The organism is Sphingobium lactosutens, assembly GCF_013393185.1.
GTDB lineage: Bacteria > Pseudomonadota > Alphaproteobacteria > Sphingomonadales > Sphingomonadaceae > Sphingobium > Sphingobium lactosutens_A.
Map to the genome: position 1 here is coordinate 221,737 of NZ_QJQX01000052.1, position 20,479 is coordinate 242,215.

The following is a 20,479-nucleotide window of genomic DNA, read 5'->3' on the forward strand; positions in this document are numbered from 1 at the left end:
ATCGCCGGAAAGAAGGACGGCGCCCCTTGCCAGGGGCGCCGTTTCTGTTGAGGTCGTGGTGAAGGGAAAGCCTATCCCAGCGCCGGCAGCGACAGGATGAAGCGCGCCCCTTCGCCTGCTTCTCCACCGATACGGATGTCGCCTCCCATGGCCCGCGCGAGGCGACGGGAAATATAGAGGCCAAGGCCGCTCCCGCTGGCATCGTCACGGCCAAGCCGCTCGAACTTTTCGAATATCCGCTCCCGATCGGCAGGCTCTATCCCTGCGCCCTGGTCGATCACCATGATGCGCGCCTCGCCATGGCCCTGCTCCGTCACGATGCGAACCGTGCTGCCCTCCGACGAGTAGCGCACGGCGTTGCCGACCAGATTCACCAATATCTGCAATATCCGGCGAAACTCTCCGATAGCGTTCACGGCGCAGTCGGTTTCCGGTGCAAGAATGCTGATCTGACGGTCGAGCGCCTTCACGCCCAATAGTCCAGCGGCGCGGCGGCCCAGATCTGCCAGATCGACTTCCTCCGCCACTACCGAAAAATCGGGCCGGTCAATCGCCTGCAAATCCGCCAGATCGTCGACCAGCGCCATCAGGTGGCGGCCCGCCGAAGCGATATCCTGCGCATAATCCGCATAGTCTGGACGCAGCGGCCCATCCAATTGCGCACCGATGGTATCGGCATTGGCAATGATCCGTCCCAGCGGCTGGCGCAGCGACCGGTCGAGCCGTTTGCTGAAATCGGCAGGATAGAGCGTGACCGCGCTCTCCGATCGGAATGGCGCAACCACCGCCTGTTCCACCGGCAACGCCGCGCCCCGATAGCCGATGAGCTGACCGGCCATGTCGAACAACGGGAAGGCGGACAGGCGGAACAGATGGGTGTCGTCGCCCACCAGCGCGGCAAGCTGATCGCGGAAAGCGCGCCGCTGGGCGAGGCCGCGCAGCATGGCCATGTCGCCTTCCTTGTCCGACCTGAGATCGAAAAAGGCGGAAAAGGGCGTGCCGGGTACGGGTGCATCGGCTGGCAGTGCGCCATGGACATCATCGCCGGCCAATATCATCTGGAAGCGAAGCTGGGTGTCGATCTGCCAGATCCAGCCTTCCGCAAGGGCGGCGATATCGGATTCTCGGGCGGCGGGATCCGTCGGCATCGCCGCCGGGGATCGCTCGCGCCAGTCGATGACGGACAGAGCCATGCCGCTCCCCTCTGGCCGTGCGCGCACCCACATGTCGATGTCGCCCCGTTCGGCCGCGGCCACGACAGGACGCGATATGGTGACACCCAATCGCTGGGACAGGCGTATGATCGCTGCGATCTGGGGCACGGCGATCGGCGTGCCGAGATCGCCCCCGGCCTCCCGCTGCAACGCCAGAAGCGGGGCGTCCGCGCTCGCCAAACGGCCGTCCGGGAACAACGAGGCGCGTAGAACGGCGGGATGGGCCGGAATATTCATGCAGCCATGACGCCGATAAGATGGTCGAGCTTTGCCCGGAAGGAGGCAGGCGTCCGTAACGCGTCGATGATGGCGTCTGCCTCATCTTCGCTCACACCCTGATAGCGTTCCGCTTCAGCGATGACGAAACTGTCGGTCAGCCAGGGACGAACCGGCCTCAATGCCAGCAGCAATTGGCGATAGTCCGCGTCGGATCCGCCCAACGCGCGGCACAACGCTCCCAGCTGCGTCAGGGGGGCCATCACCAATATGTCAATGACCTGGATGATCGTCAGCCATTGCCGACGGGCGGCCAGGGCCGCGAACGGCAGGAACCGTCGTCCGCTCAGCCCGGCACCGAGCGGATCGGACGCATCGGCCGACCCGCCCATCTGCCGCACCAGTCTTTCGGCGGCGACCAACGGGCTGCAATTGCCGTCATGATCGGCGATCAGCCGATTGCCGGCTCGTTCGAATGCGGCCAGCATCCTGTCCGCACGGCCCGGCGCACCCCGTCGCGCCGCAGCAGCCAGGCAGGCCGACGTCGTCCAGACCATCTCGGCAAAATAGTCCGCAGGGACATCGGGGCGCATCGCCTGATCTTCGCCGCCCAACGCCATCCAGCGGCCTTCCGCCAAAGCAAGGATGGCAAAGGCGTCCACCAAGGCGGGGTCTTCGGCAGGCGATCCATCTGCCGCCGCCTCCCCATATTCGGCGTCCGCCTGTCCGAACTGGCGCAGCATCAGGCTGACAGCGGCGCGCAGCTGCATATGCGCCAACAATGCCGGACTGAGCAAAGTGGGCTGCTGGCAGATCGTTGGCCAGCACAGCGGGCCGGGACAATGAAGCAGGGCTTCGGCAACCTCAGGCGATTGGTCGAGTGCAACGCGCAGGGCGGTTTCGATCGCTGTGAAACATCCGCCCAGATGGCGGCGCGTTTCAGCGATCAGGGATTCATGACGTGATCGCGCAGTAGGAAAGAAGAACGCCAGGTCAACGGCATGGCCGACAGGCATGGCGGACATACCCGCCATGACCCGCGCCATCGGCCAGCTATCCGCCGCTGTCGATCCGGCAAGGGGCGTAAAGGCGCTCATCCGATACAGCATAGTCGCACGTCGTTAAAATGCACTAAACCTTGGGCGCAGATTCTGGCCTGCACTGCATCGAAACCGGACATTTCTCGCGTGCATTTTTCTTGCGGTCGGACTGTGTGGCGCAGCTTCGCGGCTAGCTGCGCTGACGCAGGATGATCGCGCCGACGGAACCGATGACGGCAAGCATGGCGATGCGGAAAGCCTCACCCAGCAATCCCACCAGCCCCGCCAGGACGAGCAGCAGCAATATGGTGCCCGGCGTGACGATCATCCAGGGCCGGGCATGACCCGTCAGCCGCCATCGATCAGCGACCATGACGATCGCCAGCAGCAGAACGAGGTCCATGGCCTGCGTCGTCCCGCCGGCGATCACCAATGCCGCCAGGATCGTCAGTGGCGTGACGAAGGCGAACCAACCCTGCGGCGGCGCGCGCAACGCCAGTTCATCCAGTCGATCGGCCGTTTCCGCAAGCAACAGGGCAAGCAGCAGCAGGGCAAATCCCGTCAGCGTCCAGAGCAGTTCAATCGGCACCAGCGCAATCGCGCCCAGGACCATGCCGGCAATCCGCACCTGCATGGCAGGCACCTGCATCCGCATCAGCCCCGGGCCGATCATCCGCGCCAGCGGTGCCAGAAGAAGATGTTCGATGCCACCACGCGACCGGCCCTTGACCGCGCCTGCCGCCGTCACCGCCTGCGCGACGAGATCCGCCTGTTCCTGGCTCTCCACCATGGCGACCCGGCCTTCGAGCAGGTCATCCTGTGGCACGGTGATCCGGCGTGCGCCTTTCTGCACCGCCGCACGGACGAGGGTCAGCGCCAGATCCCAGTCGCCGATCATGTCGAGTGTGCCGAATAACAGGGCCGGGCTGAAGCGGGCGATACCGGCCCAACGCTGCCCCGCATCGATTCGCTCGAACGGGGCGCTGGCCCGGCTGTCGTCCGTGACCAGCAGGGCGTCGCCATCCGCCTGACCCAGGCCATCGACATGTCCCTGCGCGATGATCGCGCCATCGGCGACCAGTAGCACGTCCGCATCCCGCGGCGCGTCGCGCACCATCGTGACCATGTCGCGAATCAGGGCAACGGCGATGCCGTCCGCGCTCAACCGGTCGACGGCCTGAGACAAGGCCGGCGTGATCACGCTGACCATGATCAGGATGCGGTCGGCGCCGGCGCGAACCGCCTGGCGCGCCTGATATTCCACCAGCGTCTGGCCCGCAAAATGCAGGCTCGCGCGCAGGCCGGCAGACGAATCGGCCGTCATCCGGCTGGCACTCAGAATAGCGGCAAAGCTCATATTGTTACGCAATCGACCCGTTCATAGTGCGGGCGACCTTTTCGCAAGGCCGACAGCCGGAAGCAAGCTGCCCGTGCGCCGATAATTCAGTCCTGCTCCAACGCCGCAAGCGCAGCCTGAAGACGCCGCAAGACGCGCGGATCACCCGGCGCGGCTTCCGCGGCCTCGTCCGCCAGCGCGATGAGCGACGTCAGGCCGAAGCTGGCCGCCAGCCCCTTCAGACGCCACGCCGCCAGATGCCAGTTCGCGTCGCAACGCGCCCGGCCCAACAGGTCGATCTGCCGCGCGGCGCTTTCCATGAAGGCCACGCGCAGGTCGGCAATCAAGGCGTGATCGTCGCCAACGGCGGCGGCAAGGGCGGCATCAAGGGCGCCAGGATCATAGGACATGGCGACCAACGCTATCGGAGTTGCGTTAAGTTTTGGTAACGGGGCATTTGCCTGTGCGTAAAAGCTGCTAGGATGGCGGGATGACAGGGGGCAGCACAATCGTCGAGTTCTGGCGCGACGACCACATCGCGAAGAACAATCATGCGCAGGCGGACGATATTTTGCTTTTAAAACAGGCCGTTCTCGAAATCGAAGAAGATGATTCGAGCGAAGGTGCCGGTGATGGCTGGGTGAAGCGGCTGCGCATCGCCCTGGGGCTGGTCGCGCTTGGATGGGTTGGGTTCGCGCTCTGGGCGATGATCCGTTCGGGCGACTTGCGCGACGGGCCATCGGCCTGGGCCGGCGCTGTCGCCACCATAGCGGTGCCACTGGTGTTGCTGGGCATGTTCTACCTGCTGCTGGTCCGCAACAGCCGCACCGAATCGCGCCGCTATCTCGATACCGCCAGGGCGCTGCGGACGGAGGCCGACCTGCTCGACCTTCGGCTGGGGCGGATCACCGCGCAGCTCGAATCCGCGCGCCAGACCATGCAGGACCAGGCAGAGCTGCTCGACAGCTATGGCGCGGCCGCCAGCAGCAATATGGAAGCGTCGGCGGAACTGATCGCGGGCCGCGCGCAGACGACGGCGGACCGGGCGGAAGCCGCTGAACAGGCAGGCGCTGCGCTGGTCGCGCGCATGGACGCCCTGATCCGCGCGATCCCCGAGCTGGAGGATCGCACCGGTCGCATGGCGGCTCAGATCATGGATAACGGCCATGCCCTGGCAGAACGGATCGACACGCTGGAAGCGCGACTGCATGCCCTGACCGAAGTGTCGGACGAAGCCCGCGCCCGTACCCTCGCCGCGACCAAGAGCCTGACCAGCCAGCTTGGGCAGTTGCAGGACGCGACCCGCACCGCCTCCGAAGAAGTGACCGGCCTTGCTGAAATCGCCGCTGGACGGATCGAGACCACCTCGCTCGGCGCACGTCAGATGATGGAGCGCAGCCGCCAGGATCTGGAGAATCACTCCTCCGCCCTCGCCGCCTTGATCGAGGCCGCCCAGGCAGGCCTGTCGAACACCAGCGACAGCGTCCGAACCGCCTTGGCCCGCGACCTCGACAGCGCGCAGGCCGAGATGGATGGCCGCATGGAACGGCTTCTTGCCACGGTCCGTGAAACCATGGCCAGCACCGACGAAAGCCTGTCGCGCCGCGCCGATACGCTTCAGGCGCTGGTCGCCGCAGCACAGGCCGGCATTGGCCGCACCAGCGACGAAGCGAGCGCGCGGCTCGCGCAGGACATGGACGCGATCGAGACCGATCTGCGCAAGCGGCTCGACGCCGCACTGGACCGGGCGGAAGAGGCGTTGGCCCTGACCGATGGCGGCCTCACCAGCCAGTCCGAGGCGCTGGAGGCCTTGATCGCCCGCTCGCGCGCCCATCTGGACGCCATCGGCGCCAATACCGTCGCTGGCCTATCCGACATGATCGGCGATGTCGAAGGCCGCCTGCACCAGATCAACGACCTGATGGAAGGCCAGCGCACGCTGATGTCCGGCCTGCATAGCGGGCTGCATGAAACCGTCGCTTCGACCGAGAACCGATTCGCGGCCCTGGAAGACAATGCTCTGGCGCGCAGCGAACGACTGACCAAGGCGCTTTCCCATCTGACGGCAGAGACCCAGCGGATCGACAATGCGCTGGCGGCCGGCGGCATGACCGCCGAAAAGCTGATCGGCAGTGCCGAGACCCTTCTCGTCGCGCTGGATTCGAGCGTGCGCGAACTGGACGAAACCTATCCCGCCGCGCTCCAACGCTTCGATGGCCGACTGGAACAGAGCCGCGCCCTGGTTGGCAGTGCGACGCCGGAGATGGAGCATCTGGAAGCGATTTCGCAGGCGCTTGTCGGCCGGGCCGAGGAAGCCGAATCGATGCTTCGCGGCCAGGGCAGCCGCCTGACCGAATGGCTCGAAAGCACGCAGGGCGGACTGGAAGCCAATCGCGAACTGGTCGACCGTCTGCGCGCCGCGCTCGACGCCGCGCATCAGGATGCTGCGCGCATCACCGAAGGGGCCGGGCCGCTGCTGGTGACGGCACTGCTTCGCGTCAAGGACACGGCAGACCAGGCGGCCGAACGTGCGCGCCAGGCCTTGGGCCGCGCCATTCCCGATGCCGCCCAGCAATTGGCGGATGCCAGCGAACAGGCGTTGCAGGCCGCAATCGGCGATAAGGTCGAGGCCCAGATCGAGCATATCGCGCAGGTCGCGGAAGAAGCGGTGAAGGCGGCGCATCAGGCGTCGGAGCGGCTGACCCGCCAGTTGCTGACCATTGCCGACACCAGCGCCAGCGTCGAACAGCGGATCGAGGAAGGCCAGCGGGCGGCGGAGGATCGCGACCGCGACCATTTCGCTCGCCGCTCCGCCTTGCTGATCGAATCGCTCAACAGCACCGCGATCGATGTCGCCAAGATCCTGTCCAACGATGTCACCGATTCGGCCTGGTCCGCCTATCTCAAGGGCGACCGCGGCGTGTTCACCCGTCGAGCGGTCAAGCTACTGGATGCCGGTGAGTCTCGCGAAATCGCACTGCATTATGATAATGATGCCGAATTCCGCGATCATGTGAACCGCTATATCCATGATTTCGAGGCGATGTTGCGGATCATATTGTCGGCCCGCGACGGCAATGCGCTGGGCGTCGCGATCCTGTCGTCCGACATGGGCAAGCTCTATGTAGCCCTTGCCCAGGCGATCGAGCGGTTGCGGCAATAGGCCCTTCGGGCCTCAGCCTATATCCTTGCGGAAATACACCACGCGCTCGGTTTCGGCGAAACCGAGCGCTGCATGGAAAGCATGGCTCGCGCCGTTCGTAATGTCCGCATCGGACGCCATTTCGATACAGCCACGCGCGCGCCCCCAATCCCTGATCGCATCGGCCAGGGCACGGGCAGCGCCCCTGCGCCGCGCCGACGGCTCCACGAAAATGCCCTCCAGGAAAACCACCGGACTGGTATCGCATCCATTGACATAATCGTGGCGCAGCGCGGCCTCGGCAAAGCCGATCGCTTCGCCAGCATCATCGAAGGCCAGAAAGGCGACTTGATCGTCGCTGCCTTTCAGTTGCGCCAGGATGTCGTCGCGATGTTCGGGCAGCGATGCGTCCGGCCAGAGTTCGGCGCGCAGGAAAGCCCAGCGTTCGACATGGGACGTGCCCGCCCGGACGATGCGCGGGCCGCCGTCCGTCATGATCCGGCGTGGTAGCCGGGAAGCATGTCGATCGTCACCCAGCCCTGAACATAATTGGCATAATAAAGGCCGAAGATGAGCAGCGACAGCAATGTCGCGCGCAGAGCGACACGCCCTGGCCGGAAATTGCTCGGCGCGCTGTCCGCTTGCCCCTTGAGGAGAACCTCACCCGTCTCATCCGGCGTACGGAGTCCGAAGGGGAGCATGATGAAGGCGCTGACGACCCACATCAGGAAATAAATGGCAAATATCGCATACCAGTTCATTCTTGCCTGATTAGAATCTTTCCACGCCGGATGAAACATCCGAAGGCGTGGAAATCATCGGCACAGGCAAGGAAATTCATGATCCGGCCTTTTGGACCAGATCAGGCGCGGATGAGAAGTACGTCCACCAAGGGCTTCTTGCCGGTCCAGCGGGTCGCGGTGCGACGCACGGCGAGGCGAACGCGCTCACGCAGCGCCTCTTCCTCCTGCGATCCCTTGGGCACCACGGCTGCCGCTTCCTCGGCCGCTTCAGCCAGAAAGGCCGCCTTGTCCTCTTCCACCGGCACACCCTGGGTCCGCAACGCCGGTTCGCCGATCAGCTTGCCCTTGCGATCGAGCGCCACCGCGACGCTAATCTGACCATGCAAGCCCAGCTTGCGCCGTTCGTTCATGGTTGACCCGTCGGCGGGCAGGATGACATCTCCGTCCAGCACCAGTCGGCCGGTATCCTCCTGCCCGACAATCTCCGGCGCGCCGGGAGCAAGGCGGAGCAGATCGCCATTGGACTGCACCGGGGCATGGCGGATGCCGCTGGCAAGGCCAAGCCGCGCCTGTTCCGCCATATGGCGACGCTCGCCATGGACAGGGAGCAGTATCTCCGGCCGGATCCAGCGATACATGGCCTCCAGTTCGGGACGCCCCGGATGGCCCGAGACATGGACCTCCGCCTGGCGATCCGTCACCATCAGTATCCCGGCGGTCGCTAGCGCATTCTGGATGCGGCCGATCGCAATCTCGTTGCCGGGAATCTGCTTGGACGAGAAGACGACCATATCGCCTTCCGCCAGTTTGATCGGATGGCTGTCGAACGCGATGCGCGACAGCGCCGCGCGCGCTTCGCCCTGGCCGCCGGTGGCGATGATCATCACCTCGCTGCGAGGCAGCGCCATGGCGTCGTCCCAGTCGATCGTCGGGGGGAAATCCTTGAGATACCCCGCCGCCTTCGCCGTCGTGATGATGCGGTCGAGCGAGCGCCCCGCCACGCACAGCTTGCGCCCGGTCGCCATCGCCACTTCGCCCAGCGTCTGCACGCGCGCGGCGTTCGACGCGAAGGTCGTGACCAGTACCCGCCCCTCGGCGCCGGAGATGGTCTGCATCAGTCCCTCGCGCACATCGCCTTCGGAGCCGCTGGCCTGCGGATTGAACACATTGGTACTGTCGCACACCAGCGCCAGCACGCCCTCGTCCCCAATCTCGATAAGTTCCTCCGGCGTGGAGGGCTGGCCGAGCAGCGGCCGCTCGTCCAGCTTCCAGTCGCCGGTATGGAAGATGCGGCCATAGGGCGTGTCGATCAGGACGGCATTGCCCTCCGGGATCGAATGCGCGAGCGGCACATAGCGGAAACCGAACGGGCCAAGGTTGAAGCTGCCCTCATTCTCGATGACGTGAAGCTTGACTTCCTTGGTCAGTCCTTCCTCCTCCAGCTTCAACCGGATCAGCCCCGCCGTGAAGGGCGTGGCATAAAGTGGAACACCAAGGTCCGCGGCCAAATAAGGGATGGCGCCGATATGATCCTCATGCCCATGGGTCAACACGATGCCGAGCAGGTCGTCGCGCCGGTCTTCGATAAAGCTCAGGTCCGGCAGGATCAGTTCCACGCCGGGATAGGCCGGATCGGCAAAGGTGAGGCCGAGATCGACCATCACCCACTTGCCCTGGCAGCCATAGAGATTGACGTTCATGCCGATCTCGCCTGACCCGCCCAGGGCCAGGAAGAGCAGCTCATCCTTGGGTGTCATTCTGTTTTCAAACTCCGTTCGTACAATAGCGCCAACCCCTGAATGGTGAGGTCCGGCGCGATCGCATCGAAAATATCGCTATTGTCATTGAAGAGGACCGCTAGCCCTCCCGTCGAAATCACCTTGGCGGGGCGGCCGATCTCAGCGCGGATGCGCGCGACCAGCCCTTCCATCATCGCTACATAGCCCCAGAAGACGCCGATCTGCATCGCGTCGACCGTGGTCCGCCCGATCACCGACCGGCTCTCCGGCGGCTCGATCGCGATCTTGGGCAGCTTCGCCGCCGCCGCAACCAGTGCGTCCAGAGACAGGTTGATGCCGGGCGCGATGATCCCACCCTTGTAGGCGCCGCTGTAATCGACCACGTCGAAGGTCGTTGCCGTCCCGAAATCGATGACGATCAGGTCGTCATGATAAAGATGGTGGGCGGCGATCGCATTTACAACCCGATCCGCCCCGACCGAGGCGGGTTCGGCGACATCCAGTTCGATACCCCAATCCACCGGCGCCTGACCGGCCACCAATGCCGTCGTCTTGAAATATTTATCTGCCAAGACCTGCAGATTATGGAGCGCGCGCGGCACGACGGTGGCGATGATCACGGATTCGACGTCCGCCATCGCATAGCCTTCGAGTTGCAACAACTGGTGCAGCCAGACGGCATATTCATCGGCGGTACGACGCGGATCGGTCGCGATCCGCCAGCGCGTGCGGATATCCCCGCCCTCCAGCAGGGCGAAAACGACATTGGTGTTGCCCGCGTCGATCGCGAGAAGCATGGCCCGTCCCTCAGGTCAGAATGATGTCGCCGGCGTGAATGGCACGGCTCTGCCCATTCGCCAAGCGCAGGATCAGCATGCCCTGGCGGTCGAGCGTATCAAATGCCCCTTCCACGACCGCGCCATCGGGCTGGACGACGCGCATCGGCGTTCCGGTCGGATGGGCATTGAGCAGCCAGTGATTGCGGACCGGGTCCAGCCCCTGCGCCCGCCAGATCGACAGCCAATGGGCGAAAAGCTGCGCCAGTCGTCCGAGCAGGGCGCCGGCTTCCGCATCGGCCGCTCCCTGCGCGACAAGGCTTGTGACCGGGCGATCGAGGCCCGTCGGAAAATGGGTGACGTTGATGCCGATGCCGATGACGATGGCGTCGCCGACACGCTCCAGCAGGATGCCCGCTATCTTGGCGCCATCGACCAATATGTCGTTGGGCCATTTGATCCGTGCCTGCCCCGCGCAGAGCGGTGCGACCAGCGCATGGACGGCGTTGGCGGCCACCAGCGCCAGCGTATGGGGAAGCGGATCGTTCGGCCCGATCCGCACCAGCGTGGAGCAGTAGAGATTGCCGGTCGGGCTTTCCCAGGCGCGGCCCATGCGCCCCCTGCCCCCGGTCTGGCGGCCAGCACGCAGCCAGCTGCCCTCGGGCGTGCCCTGCTCCGCCAACGCCAGCATGTCGGCGTTGGTGGAGCCGGTTTCCTCGACGAAGCGAAGGAGAGTCAGAAGAGCGACGCCGCAGCGGCGGCGCTCGCCTGATCCAGTACGGGGTTGAGCAGATAACCCAACACGATCACCACGGCGCAGGCCGTCAGGATGATATTCTCGACCGGGCCGCCCTTCGCCTCATAGGCAACGATCGGTTCATCGAAATACATCGTCTTGATGATCTTCAGATAATAGAAGGCGCCGATCACCGACATGGCGATGCCGAAGGCCGCCAGCAGCGTCAGGTTCGCGGCGACCGCGGCGTCGAACACCAGGAACTTCGCCCAGAAGCCGAAGAGCGGCGGGATACCGGCCATCGAGAACATGAAAATGGCGAGCGCAGCGGCCAGGCCCTTGCGCGACTGCGACAGGCCGGAGAGGCTGGCGATCGTTTCGACCGGATTGCCGTCCGCGTCACGCATCTGAAGAATGCAGGCGAAGGCGCCGACCGTCATCAGCACATAAATGGCCATGTAGCTCATCGTGCCCGCGACGCCGGCCGGCGTGCCCGCGGCAAGGCCGATCAGCGCGAAGCCGACATTGTTGATCGACGAATAGGCCATCAGGCGCTTGATGTTGGTCTGGCCGATGGCGGCGACCGCACCGAACAGGATCGAGGCAAGCGCCACGAAGATCACGATCTGCTGCCAGTCCAGACCCGCCGGCCCCAGTGCTTCGATCGCAACGCGAACGGTGAGCGCGATGGCCGCGACCTTCGGCGCGCTGCCGAAAAAGGCCGTGACCGGCGTGGGCGCGCCTTCATAGACGTCAGGCGTCCACATGTGGAACGGCACCGCGCTGATCTTGAACGCCAGACCGCAGAGCAGGAAGACCATGCCGAACAGTTCGCCGTTCGACACGCCGTCGCCCATGGCGACCGCGATACCGTCGAACGCCGTAGTGCCGGTGAAGCCGTAGAGCAGCGCCGAACCATAGAGCAGGATGCCGCTCGCCAGCGAACCGAGCACGAAATATTTCAGGCCCGCTTCGGACGAACGCTCGTCCTGACGCATGAAGCTCGCCAGCACATAGGAGGCAAGGCTGTTCATCTCCAAGCCGACATAGAGCGTCAGCAGGTCGCCCGCCGACACCATCATGCCCATGCCGATGGCGGCGAACAGGATCAGCACCGCATATTCCGGGCGCGGCTTGCCGCCGACCGAGAAGAAGCGCGGAGCCAGCAGGATCGCGGCGGCCGCCGCGCCATAGATCAACGCCTTGGCGAAGACCGAAAAGGCGTCTGCACGGTAGAGGCCGTCAAAGGCATCCGGGCCATGGGCGAGCGAGCAGGACAGCGCCACGCCCGCGATTGCCAGCGTCACCACCGACAGCCAGTTGACGACGCGGGCCGAGCCGTCGCCGGCATAGGCCGCGACGAGCATCAGGATCAGCCCGCCCGCCGTCAGGATGAGTTCCGGCAGGACCGCCAGAAGGGAAGCGGTTTCAATCATCAGTGCGCCTCCCCGTGCGCGGATGCTTCTTCATGGTGGCCCTCGCTTGGCTGCTTGGGCGCACCCATCTTGATCTTGGAGTCTCCTGCCGGAGCGGCAGGGGCGAGGCGCGCTTCAAGCGCGCGGATGTCGGCCCGCATCGGGGCGAGGAAGCTCTCTGGATAGACGCCCATCCAGAGGACCGCCGCCGCGATCGGCGCCAGCAGCGCCACTTCGCGCACCGACAGGTCGGGCATGGCCGCCGCGTCGGCATTCTTCTGTTCGCCGTAGCAGATACGACGATAGAGGTAGAGCATATAGGCCGCGCCCAGGATGATGCCCGTGGTGCAGACCAGCGCCACCCAGCTCGACGCCTGGTAGATGCCCATCAGCGACAGGAATTCACCGACGAAGTTGCTGGTGCCCGGCAGGCCGACCGACGCCATGGTGAACAGCATGAACAGCACGGCATATTTCGGCATGTTGATGCTGAGGCCGCCATAGCGGTTGATCTCGCGGGTGTGCAGGCGATCATAGATCACGCCGACGCACAGGAAGAGCGCGCCCGACACCAAGCCGTGGCCCAGCATGACCATCATCGCGCCTTCGATGCCGGCCTGGTTGAAGGCGAACAGGCCGACGGTGACGATCGCCATGTGCGCGACCGACGAATAGGCGATCAGCTTCTTCATGTCCGACTGAACGAGGGCCACGAGGCTGGTATAAACTACCGCGACCATCGACAGGCCCCAGACCAGCGGCGCAAGCTGCGCAGAGGCTTCCGGGAACATCGGCAGCGAGAAGCGGATGAAGCCATAGCCACCCATCTTCAGCAGCACGCCCGCCAAAATGACCGAACCGGCCGTCGGCGCCTGAACGTGCGCGTCGGGCAGCCAGGTGTGGACCGGCCACATCGGCATCTTCACCGCGAAACTCGCAAAGAAGGCCAGGAACAGCCAGGTCTGGACATGCGGATCGAAATTATAGGTCATCAGCGCCGGAATTTCGGTCGTGCCCGCTTCATGCACCATCCACATCATCGCGATCAGCATCAGCACCGAGCCGAGCAGCGTGTACAGGAAGAACTTGTACGAAGCGTAGATACGGTCCGCGCCACCCCAGATACCGATGATAAGATACATCGGGATCAGGCCGGCTTCGAACATAATATAGAAGAGGTAGAGATCCTGCGCCGTGAAGACGCCGATCATCAGCACCTCCATGAACAGGAACGCCGCCATATACTCACCGACGCGCTTCTGGATCGCCTGCCAGCTGGCGCCGATACAGATCGGCATCAGGAAGACGGTGAGCGCGATCAGCATCAGAGCGATGCCGTCGATGCCCAGCGCCCAGGCAAAGCGCCCGAAGATCGGATGATATTCCTGGAACTGCCATTGCAGCCCGCCCTGGTCGAAATTCGCCCAGAGCGCGATGCCGAGCACCAGATCCACCAGGGTGGCGATCAGTGCGATCCAGCGCGCGCTGTTGGCGCCCGCGAAGAGACAGGCGATGGCCCCCGCCATCGGCACTGCCATCATCAGGGAAAGGATGGGGAAGCCGTCCATTATCGTGTCATCGCCCAGGTTGCAGCCGCGGCGAGCCCGATGAGCATCACCAGCGCGTAGGTGTAGAGGTAGCCGGACTGAAGCCGACGGGTGATCTTGTTGCCCTGCACGACCAGAGCGGCCAGGCCGTTCGGCCCGAAGCGGTCGATGAAGCCGACGTCACCGAACTTCCAGAAGAAGCGGCCGATGGCGAAGGCGGGCTTGACGAACAGGAAGTGATACAGCTCGTCGAAATACCACTTGTTCAGCAGGAACTGGTACAGCGCACCGAAGGTCGCGACGAAGCGCTTCGGCCAGTCGGTGAACTTGATATAGCTCAACCAGGCAATGACCAGGCCGGTCAGCATCACGGTGAACGGACCGAACTTGACCCAGGTCGGCACTTCGTGCGCGGCGTGCATCAGGTGACTGTCGAACGCCAGGGCGTTCTTCCAGAATTCGATGCCGCCTTCCGAACCGATGAACTGGTCGTGGAACAGGAAGCCGGCGAAGACCGCGCCCAGGCTCAGCACCACCAGCGGGGTGAGCATGACCCAGGGGCTTTCATGCGGGTGATAGCCCGCCGTGCCGGTCTGTTCCTGGCCGTGATGACCATGATCGTCATGCGCGTGGGCATGGGCGTCATGGCCATGGCCGTCGCCTTCCTCGTCCGCGCCTTCATGATGGCCATGGACCGCATGCTGGATATGCTCCGAAGCGGCCCAGCGCGGCTTGCCGAAGAAGGTCAGGAAAACCAGGCGCCAGCTGTAGAAGCTGGTCAGCAGCGCAGCAAACACGCCCACGAAATAGGCGCCAATGCCCACGCCGCCCGAAGCATAGGCCGCTTCGAGAATGCCGTCCTTCGAATAGAAGCCCGCGAAGCCGACGCCGACGAGCGGCAGGCCGACACCGGTGATGGCCAGCGTACCCAGCGTCATCGTCCAGAAGGTGATCGGGATCTCCTTCCGCAGCGCGCCATAGTAACGCATGTCCTGCTCATGGTGCATCGCATGGATGACCGATCCGGCGCCCAGGAACAACAGCGCCTTGAAGAAGGCGTGGGTGAAGAGGTGGAACATCGCCGCGCCATAGGCGCCGACACCCGCCGCGAAGAACATATAGCCCAGCTGCGAACAGGTCGAATAGGCGATGACGCGCTTGATGTCGGTCTGCACCGTGCCGACGGTCGCGGCGAACAAGCAGGTCGCGGCGCCGACATAGGTGACGACGGTCAGCGCCGTTTCCGACGTTTCGAACATCGGCGACAGGCGGCACACCATGAACACGCCGGCAGTCACCATGGTCGCCGCGTGGATCAGCGCCGACACAGGCGTCGGGCCTTCCATCGCGTCCGGCAGCCAGGTGTGGAGGCCAAGCTGCGCCGACTTGCCCATCGCGCCGATGAACAGCAGCAGGCAGAGGACGGTCATCGTGTCGAAGCGGTAGCCAAGGAAGCCGATGGTCGAACCGGCCATGGCGGGTGCGGCCGCCAGGATTTCCGGAATCGAGATGGTGTTGAACACCAGATAGGTGCCGAAAATGCCCATCATGAAGCCAAGGTCGCCGACGCGATTGACGACGAACGCCTTGATCGCGGCCGCGTTGGCCGACGGCTTACGGAACCAGAAGCCGATCAGCAGATAGGAGGCCAGACCCACGCCTTCCCAGCCGAAGAACATCTGCAGCAGGTTGTTCGCCGTCACGAGCATCAGCATCGCGAAGGTGAACAGCGACAGATAGGCGAAGAAGCGCGGCTGATCCGGCTCTTCGTCCATATAGCCCCAGCTGTAGAGGTGGACGAGGCTCGACACGCTGGTGATGACCACCAGCATGACCGCGGTCATCGTGTCGACGCGCAGCGCCCACTGGGCATCGAAGCTGCCCGTCTGGATCCAGGTGAACAGGGGCGCGACGAAGGGTTCGGCATGTCCGGTCAGGAAGGAGATGAAGATCGGCCAGCTCATTGCGCAGGAGGCAAAGAGCGCACCGGTCGTGACGATTTTCGCGGGCAATTTGCCAAGGGCCTTGTTGCCAAGACCGGCGATGGCAGCAGCCAGCAGCGGGAGAAGGACGATAAGCTGGATCATGGGGTCAGTCTCAGCCCTTCATCCGGTTGACATCGTCGACGGCGATGGTGCCGCGACCACGGAAGTAAATGACGAGGATGGCAAGGCCGATAGCCGCCTCACCCGCCGCGACGGTCAGCACGAACATCGAGAAAACCTGGCCCACAAGATCGCCCAGGAAGGCGCTGAAGGCGACGAGGTTGATGTTCACGCTCAAAAGGATCAGCTCGATCGCCATCAGGATGATGATGACATTCTTCCGGTTGATGAAGATGCCCAGCACCCCCATCACGAAGAGGATGGCGCTGACCACCATATAATGTTGAAGGCCGATCACAGCTCCACCCCCTGCCCCACGGGCTGATTGATGTTGCGCACGGCGTCCTGCGGACGACGGCGGTTCTGCTTGGCGACATTCTGGCCACGGACGCCGCCCCGGGCACGATGGGTCAGCACGATGGCGCCGATCATCGCGACCAGCAGGACGATGCCCGCCGCTTCGAAGAGGAAAATGTAGCGGGTGTAAAGCAGCCCGCCGATCGCCTGGATGTTGGACAGTTCCGGGTTCACCGGGCCGGCGCGCTGCGCCAGTTCGATGGGACCAGCGCTCCACAGGCCGATGCCCAGGATGATTTCCGCCAGCAGCACCGCCGCGATCAGCAGGCCAAAGGGCAGGTAGCTGACGAAACCGGCGCGCAGTTCGGCGAAGTCGATGTCGAGCATCATGACGACGAACAGGAACAGCACCGCGACCGCGCCGACATAGACGATGACAAGCAGCATCGCGATGAATTCGGCGCCGAGCAGGATCATCAGACCGGCAGCGTTGAAGAAGGCCAGGATCAGCCAGAGGACCGAATGGACCGGGTTGCGCGACAATATCGTGAGCGCGCCGCTGCTCACCACCAGGATGGCGAACAAATAGAAGGCGATAACGTGGATCACAGGATCATATTCCCCTTGACGCCGGCGGCTTAACGATAGGGTGCGTCGGCGGCAAGGTTAGCGGCGATAGCCCGCTCCCACTTGTCACCGTTTTCCAGGAGCTTGGCCTTGTCGTAGATCAGCTCCTCGCGGGTTTCGGTCGCGAATTCGAAATTCGGTCCCTCGACGATCGCATCGACCGGGCAGGCTTCCTGACAGAAGCCGCAATAGATGCACTTGGTCATGTCGATGTCGTAGCGCGTGGTGCGGCGGCTGCCATCGTCGCGCGGCTGCGCCTCGATGGTGATCGCCTGCGCCGGACAAATGGCCTCGCACAGCTTGCACGCGATGCAGCGTTCTTCCCCGTTGGGATAGCGGCGCAGCGCATGTTCACCACGAAAACGCGGCGAAATCGGGTTCTTCTCATAGGGATAGTTGATGGTCGCCTTGGGCTTGAAGAAATACTTCAAGGTCAGCCAGTGCGCCTTCACGAACTCCCAGAGGGTGAAGCTCTTGACGTAGTAACCGAGGCTCATTGTGCGCCTCCATAGCGCGTCAGCATGAGGAAGCCCGACACCAGGAAGACGAAGAAGAGCGAGGTCGGCAGGAAGATTTTCCAGCCCAGCCGCATCAGCTGGTCATAACGGTAGCGGGGCACCGTCGCCTTCACCCAGGAGAAGACGAAGAAGAAGAAGAGAATCTTGGCGAACAGCCAGATGATGCCCGGCACATAATAGAGCGGCGCCCAGTCGACCGGAGGCAGATAACCGCCCCAGAAGAGGATCGCGTTCAATGCGCACATCAGGATGACGTTCGCATATTCGCCCAGCCAGAACAGCGCGAAGGCCATCGACGAATATTCGGTCTGGTAACCCGCGACGAGTTCGGATTCCGCCTCGGTCAGGTCGAAGGGCGCGCGCGCCGTTTCCGCCATGGCCGAAATCAGGAACATGATCGCCATCGGGAAGAGCAGCGGGTTGAAGCCGTTGCCGTTCAGGAAGCCGTAATAGGCCTTCTGGCTTTCCACGATCTGGGTCAGGTTGAAGCTGCCCGCCCACAGGACGACGGTGATCAGGATGAAGCCGATCGAGACTTCATAGCTGATCATCTGCGCCGAAGCGCGGATCGCCGAGTAGAAGGGATATTTGGAGTTGGACGCCCAGCCCGACAGCACGACGCCATAGACGCCCAGCGAGCTGATCGCGAGGATGTAGAGCAGGCCGACATTAATGTTGGCCAGCACCACGCCCACCTGGAACGGCACGACGGCCCAGGCCATCAGCGCCACGGTGAAGGTGATGATCGGCGCGATTAGGAAAAGCGTCTTGTTCGCGGCCGACGGGATGATGGTTTCCTGAAGGAAGACCTTCAAACCGTCCGCAAACGACTGAAGCAAGCCGAAGGGGCCGACGACGTTGGGACCACGGCGCAGCGCCATCGCCGCCCAGATCTTGCGGTCGGCATAGATGATCATCGCCACGGCCAGCATGACGGGCAGACAGATCACCAAAATGCCGATGACGGTGGAAAGAAGCCAGGCGCCTTCGAACGGCAGGCCCAGGCCTTGGAAGAATGCGGTCACTCTGCGGCCTCCGCGAACTCAACGCCATGGATCAGCTCGGCCGAACATTGCTGCATCGTCGGGCTGGCGCGGCAAATGGCATTGGTGAGGTAGAAATCCTTGATCGGCGAACCGAATTCGCCGGTCGCGCCGGTCGGCAACGAGGGAACGGACCAACCGTAATCGGCCAGACCTTCGACGCCCAGCGCCGGAATCGCCTCGACCATTTCGGCGCGCAGCTGTTCGAAGCTGTCGAACGACAGCTTCGCGCCCAGCGCTTCGGAAAGCGCGCGCAGGATCGACCAGTCCTCGCGGGCATCGCCCGGCGCGAACACGGCCTTTTCACCGAACTGCACGCGGCCTTCCAGATTGACGTAGGTGCCCGCCTTTTCGGCATAGCTTGCGCCCGGCAGGATCACGTCGGCCGCATGCGCGCCCTTGTCACCATGATGGCCGACATAGAGTTTGAAGCTGCCTTCGAACGCCGCATAATCGACTTCGTCCGCGCCCAGCGAGATCAGCAGCTTCGGCGCGGCCTGCGCCACAGCCTTGATGCCGCCGTTGGTCGCATAGCCCAGCATCAGGCCGCCCATGCGGGCCGCCGCGAAGTGCAGGACGTTATAGCCGTTCCAGCCATCCTTGATCAGGCCCAGCGTCTCGACCAGCGCCAGCGTGTCGCCATGCGCGCCATCCTTGGCCAGCACGCCACCGCCGACGATCATCGCCGGACGGGCAGCGCCCTTGAAGGCTTCGATCACGACGTCCGGCAGCTTGGCCAGCAGCGAGGCATCATTGCCCAGCCATTCGACCTTGTAGGTCAGGTCGATTTCCGGGCCGAGGCCGAAGACCTTCGCGCCCTTCTTGATCGCCTTGCGGATGCGGGTGTTCACCAGCGGCGCTTCCCAGCGCAAATTGGTGCCGACTAGCAGAATGACGTCAGCGGTTTCAAGGTCCGCGAGCGGGGTGTTGAACACCACCGACGACAGGCTCGACACATCGTAGGACAGGCCGGTCTGACGGCCTTCCAACATCGTGCCGCCCAGCTTTTCGACCAGCGCCCTGCCCGCGAACATGGTTTCGCAGTCGAGCAGGTCGCCCGCGATCGCGGCGACGCTGCCGCCATGCTGGACAGCAGCGACGACCGCGAAAGCTTCCGCCCAGGTCGCCGGAACCAGCTTGCCATCCTTGCGGACGAACGGCTTGTCGAGGCGCTTGCGGACCAGACCGTCGACATTGTGCCGGGTCTTGTCGCTCGCCCACTCCTCGTTCACATCGTCATTGATGCGCGGCACGGCGCGCAGCACCTGACGACCACGGCTATCGAGGCGGATGTTCGTGCCGAGCGCATCCATCACGTCGATGGCGTGGGTCTTCTTGAGTTCCCAAGGACGCGCTTCGAAGGCGTAGGGCTTGGACGTCAGCGCGCCGACCGGGCAGAGGTCGACCACATTGCCCGACAGCTCGCTCTTGGCGGCATGTTCGAGATAGGTGGTGATCTGCATATTCTCGCCGCGATAGATGGCGCCGATTTCCGGCACGCCCGCGACTTCCTCCGCAAAGCGCACGCAACGGGTGCACTGGATGCAGCGGGTCATGACCGTCTTGACGATCGGACCCATATTCTTCTCGGTGACGGCGCGCTTGTTTTCGTCATAGCGCGACGAACCACGGCCATAGGCAACCGACTGGTCCTGAAGGTCGCACTCGCCGCCCTGATCGCAGATCGGGCAATCCAGCGGGTGGTTGATGAGCAGGAACTCCATCACACCTTCGCGGGCCTTCTTGACCATTTCGCTGTCGGTGCGGATTTCCTGACCTTCGGTGGCCGGCAGCGCGCAGGACGCCTGCGGCTTGGGCGGTCCGGGCTTCACCTCGACCAGGCACATGCGGCAATTGCCCGCGATGGAAAGGCGCTCATGATAGCAGAAACGGGGGATTTCCTTCCCCGCCTGCTCGCAAGCCTGGAGGACTGTGGCGCCCGCCGGGACTTCGAGTTCTACGCCGTCTACTTTGACCTTCGGCAT

General features: G+C 63.9%; 18 protein-coding genes. 1 reads left to right on the top strand and 17 read right to left on the bottom strand.

The genetic code is table 11. The annotated features are described in order from the left end of the window. Nucleotides 1-71: 71 nt before the first annotated feature. From DM806_RS13140 to DM806_RS13155, 4 genes are all read right to left on the bottom strand, one after another. On the bottom strand, nt 72-1,451 hold the full coding sequence (locus DM806_RS13140) for a sensor histidine kinase (RefSeq protein WP_179043632.1): 1,380 nt from the start codon (nt 1,449-1,451) through the stop codon (nt 72-74). Next, entirely contained in the window at nt 1,448-2,527 is a 1,080-nt protein-coding gene (locus DM806_RS13145; RefSeq protein ID WP_179043633.1) for a hypothetical protein, read from the bottom strand. The genes DM806_RS13140 and DM806_RS13145 overlap by 4 nt, the downstream gene beginning before the upstream one ends. Nucleotides 2,528-2,660: 133 nt before the next feature. Further along, nucleotides 2,661-3,827: a hypothetical protein gene (locus DM806_RS13150; RefSeq protein WP_179043634.1), complete on the bottom strand. Its 1,167-nt coding sequence runs from the start codon at nt 3,825-3,827 to the stop codon at nt 2,661-2,663. A gap of 86 nt (nt 3,828-3,913) precedes the next feature. Continuing rightward, on the bottom strand, nt 3,914-4,216 hold the full coding sequence (locus tag DM806_RS13155; protein ID WP_179043635.1) for an Hpt domain-containing protein: 303 nt from the start codon (nt 4,214-4,216) through the stop codon (nt 3,914-3,916). A gap of 80 nt (nt 4,217-4,296) precedes the next feature. Between DM806_RS13155 and DM806_RS13160 the strand changes: the two genes are divergently transcribed. After that, nucleotides 4,297-6,969 carry a hypothetical protein gene (locus DM806_RS13160; RefSeq protein WP_179043636.1) on the top strand — a complete coding sequence of 891 codons (2,673 nt, stop codon included), beginning with the start codon at nt 4,297-4,299 and terminating at the stop codon, nt 6,967-6,969. Nucleotides 6,970-6,981: 12 nt separating this feature from the next. Here the strand turns inward: DM806_RS13160 and aac(6') are convergent, their stop codons facing one another. From aac(6') to nuoG, 13 genes are all read right to left on the bottom strand, one after another. Then, nucleotides 6,982-7,443, bottom strand: coding sequence for an aminoglycoside 6'-N-acetyltransferase (gene aac(6'), locus DM806_RS13165; RefSeq protein WP_179043637.1), 462 nt, complete (start codon nt 7,441-7,443; stop codon nt 6,982-6,984). Beyond that, nucleotides 7,440-7,709: a DUF1467 family protein gene (locus tag DM806_RS13170; protein ID WP_179043638.1), complete on the bottom strand. Its 270-nt coding sequence runs from the start codon at nt 7,707-7,709 to the stop codon at nt 7,440-7,442. The genes aac(6') and DM806_RS13170 overlap by 4 nt, the downstream gene beginning before the upstream one ends. Nucleotides 7,710-7,810: 101 nt before the next feature. Beyond that, nucleotides 7,811-9,448, bottom strand: a complete 1,638-nt coding sequence (locus tag DM806_RS13175) for a ribonuclease J (protein ID WP_179043639.1) — start codon at nt 9,446-9,448, stop codon at nt 7,811-7,813. After that, nucleotides 9,445-10,227, bottom strand: a complete 783-nt coding sequence (locus DM806_RS13180) for a type III pantothenate kinase (RefSeq protein ID WP_179043640.1) — start codon at nt 10,225-10,227, stop codon at nt 9,445-9,447. The genes DM806_RS13175 and DM806_RS13180 overlap by 4 nt, the downstream gene beginning before the upstream one ends. 10 nt (nt 10,228-10,237) lie before the next feature. Further along, entirely contained in the window at nt 10,238-10,945 is a 708-nt protein-coding gene (locus DM806_RS13185) for a biotin--[acetyl-CoA-carboxylase] ligase (protein ID WP_256869306.1), read from the bottom strand. After that, a complete protein-coding gene (gene nuoN, locus DM806_RS13190) occupies nt 10,942-12,378 on the bottom strand; it encodes an NADH-quinone oxidoreductase subunit NuoN (RefSeq protein ID WP_179043642.1) in 1,437 nt (478 codons plus the stop codon). The genes DM806_RS13185 and nuoN overlap by 4 nt, the downstream gene beginning before the upstream one ends. Further along, entirely contained in the window at nt 12,378-13,925 is a 1,548-nt protein-coding gene (locus tag DM806_RS13195) for an NADH-quinone oxidoreductase subunit M (RefSeq protein WP_179043643.1), read from the bottom strand. Before DM806_RS13195 ends, nuoN begins: the two co-directional genes overlap by 1 nt. Further along, nucleotides 13,925-15,991, bottom strand: coding sequence for an NADH-quinone oxidoreductase subunit L (nuoL, locus tag DM806_RS13200; RefSeq protein ID WP_179043644.1), 2,067 nt, complete (start codon nt 15,989-15,991; stop codon nt 13,925-13,927). The genes DM806_RS13195 and nuoL overlap by 1 nt, the downstream gene beginning before the upstream one ends. 10 nt (nt 15,992-16,001) lie before the next feature. Next, the gene (nuoK, locus tag DM806_RS13205; RefSeq protein ID WP_004211745.1) at nt 16,002-16,307 is read right to left on the bottom strand and encodes an NADH-quinone oxidoreductase subunit NuoK; all 306 of its coding nucleotides are present in this window, start codon (nt 16,305-16,307) and stop codon (nt 16,002-16,004) included. After that, complete coding sequence (locus tag DM806_RS13210) at nt 16,304-16,915, bottom strand: NADH-quinone oxidoreductase subunit J (protein ID WP_179043645.1); 612 nt, start codon at nt 16,913-16,915, stop codon at nt 16,304-16,306. Before DM806_RS13210 ends, nuoK begins: the two co-directional genes overlap by 4 nt. A 29-nt stretch (nt 16,916-16,944) precedes the next feature. Continuing rightward, nucleotides 16,945-17,430 carry an NADH-quinone oxidoreductase subunit NuoI gene (nuoI, locus tag DM806_RS13215; RefSeq protein ID WP_004211738.1) on the bottom strand — a complete coding sequence of 162 codons (486 nt, stop codon included), beginning with the start codon at nt 17,428-17,430 and terminating at the stop codon, nt 16,945-16,947. Then, nucleotides 17,427-18,476, bottom strand: a complete 1,050-nt coding sequence (nuoH, locus tag DM806_RS13220; RefSeq protein WP_179043646.1) for an NADH-quinone oxidoreductase subunit NuoH — start codon at nt 18,474-18,476, stop codon at nt 17,427-17,429. Before nuoH ends, nuoI begins: the two co-directional genes overlap by 4 nt. Beyond that, nucleotides 18,473-20,479, bottom strand: a complete 2,007-nt coding sequence (gene nuoG / locus DM806_RS13225; protein ID WP_179043647.1) for an NADH-quinone oxidoreductase subunit NuoG — start codon at nt 20,477-20,479, stop codon at nt 18,473-18,475. Before nuoG ends, nuoH begins: the two co-directional genes overlap by 4 nt.

What these genes read in the sequence shown, in the direction of transcription:
- DM806_RS13140 (WP_179043632.1), bottom strand. Translation starts at nt 1,451, where the DNA reads ATGAATATTCCGGCCCATCCCGCCGTTCTACGCGCCTCGTTGTTCCCG.
- DM806_RS13145 (WP_179043633.1), bottom strand. Translation starts at nt 2,527, where the DNA reads ATGAGCGCCTTTACGCCCCTTGCCGGATCGACAGCGGCGGATAGCTGG.
- DM806_RS13150 (WP_179043634.1), bottom strand. Translation starts at nt 3,827, where the DNA reads ATGAGCTTTGCCGCTATTCTGAGTGCCAGCCGGATGACGGCCGATTCG.
- DM806_RS13155 (WP_179043635.1), bottom strand. Translation starts at nt 4,216, where the DNA reads ATGTCCTATGATCCTGGCGCCCTTGATGCCGCCCTTGCCGCCGCCGTT.
- DM806_RS13160 (WP_179043636.1), top strand. Translation starts at nt 4,297, where the DNA reads ATGACAGGGGGCAGCACAATCGTCGAGTTCTGGCGCGACGACCACATC.
- DM806_RS13170 (WP_179043638.1), bottom strand. Translation starts at nt 7,709, where the DNA reads ATGAACTGGTATGCGATATTTGCCATTTATTTCCTGATGTGGGTCGTC.
- DM806_RS13175 (WP_179043639.1), bottom strand. Translation starts at nt 9,448, where the DNA reads ATGACACCCAAGGATGAGCTGCTCTTCCTGGCCCTGGGCGGGTCAGGC.
- DM806_RS13180 (WP_179043640.1), bottom strand. Translation starts at nt 10,227, where the DNA reads ATGCTTCTCGCGATCGACGCGGGCAACACCAATGTCGTTTTCGCCCTG.
- nuoN (WP_179043642.1), bottom strand. Translation starts at nt 12,378, where the DNA reads ATGATTGAAACCGCTTCCCTTCTGGCGGTCCTGCCGGAACTCATCCTG.
- DM806_RS13195 (WP_179043643.1), bottom strand. Translation starts at nt 13,925, where the DNA reads ATGGACGGCTTCCCCATCCTTTCCCTGATGATGGCAGTGCCGATGGCG.
- nuoL (WP_179043644.1), bottom strand. Translation starts at nt 15,991, where the DNA reads ATGATCCAGCTTATCGTCCTTCTCCCGCTGCTGGCTGCTGCCATCGCC.
- nuoI (WP_004211738.1), bottom strand. Translation starts at nt 17,430, where the DNA reads ATGAGCCTCGGTTACTACGTCAAGAGCTTCACCCTCTGGGAGTTCGTG.
- nuoG (WP_179043647.1), bottom strand. Translation starts at nt 20,479, where the DNA reads ATGCCGAAGGTCAAAGTAGACGGCGTAGAACTCGAAGTCCCGGCGGGC.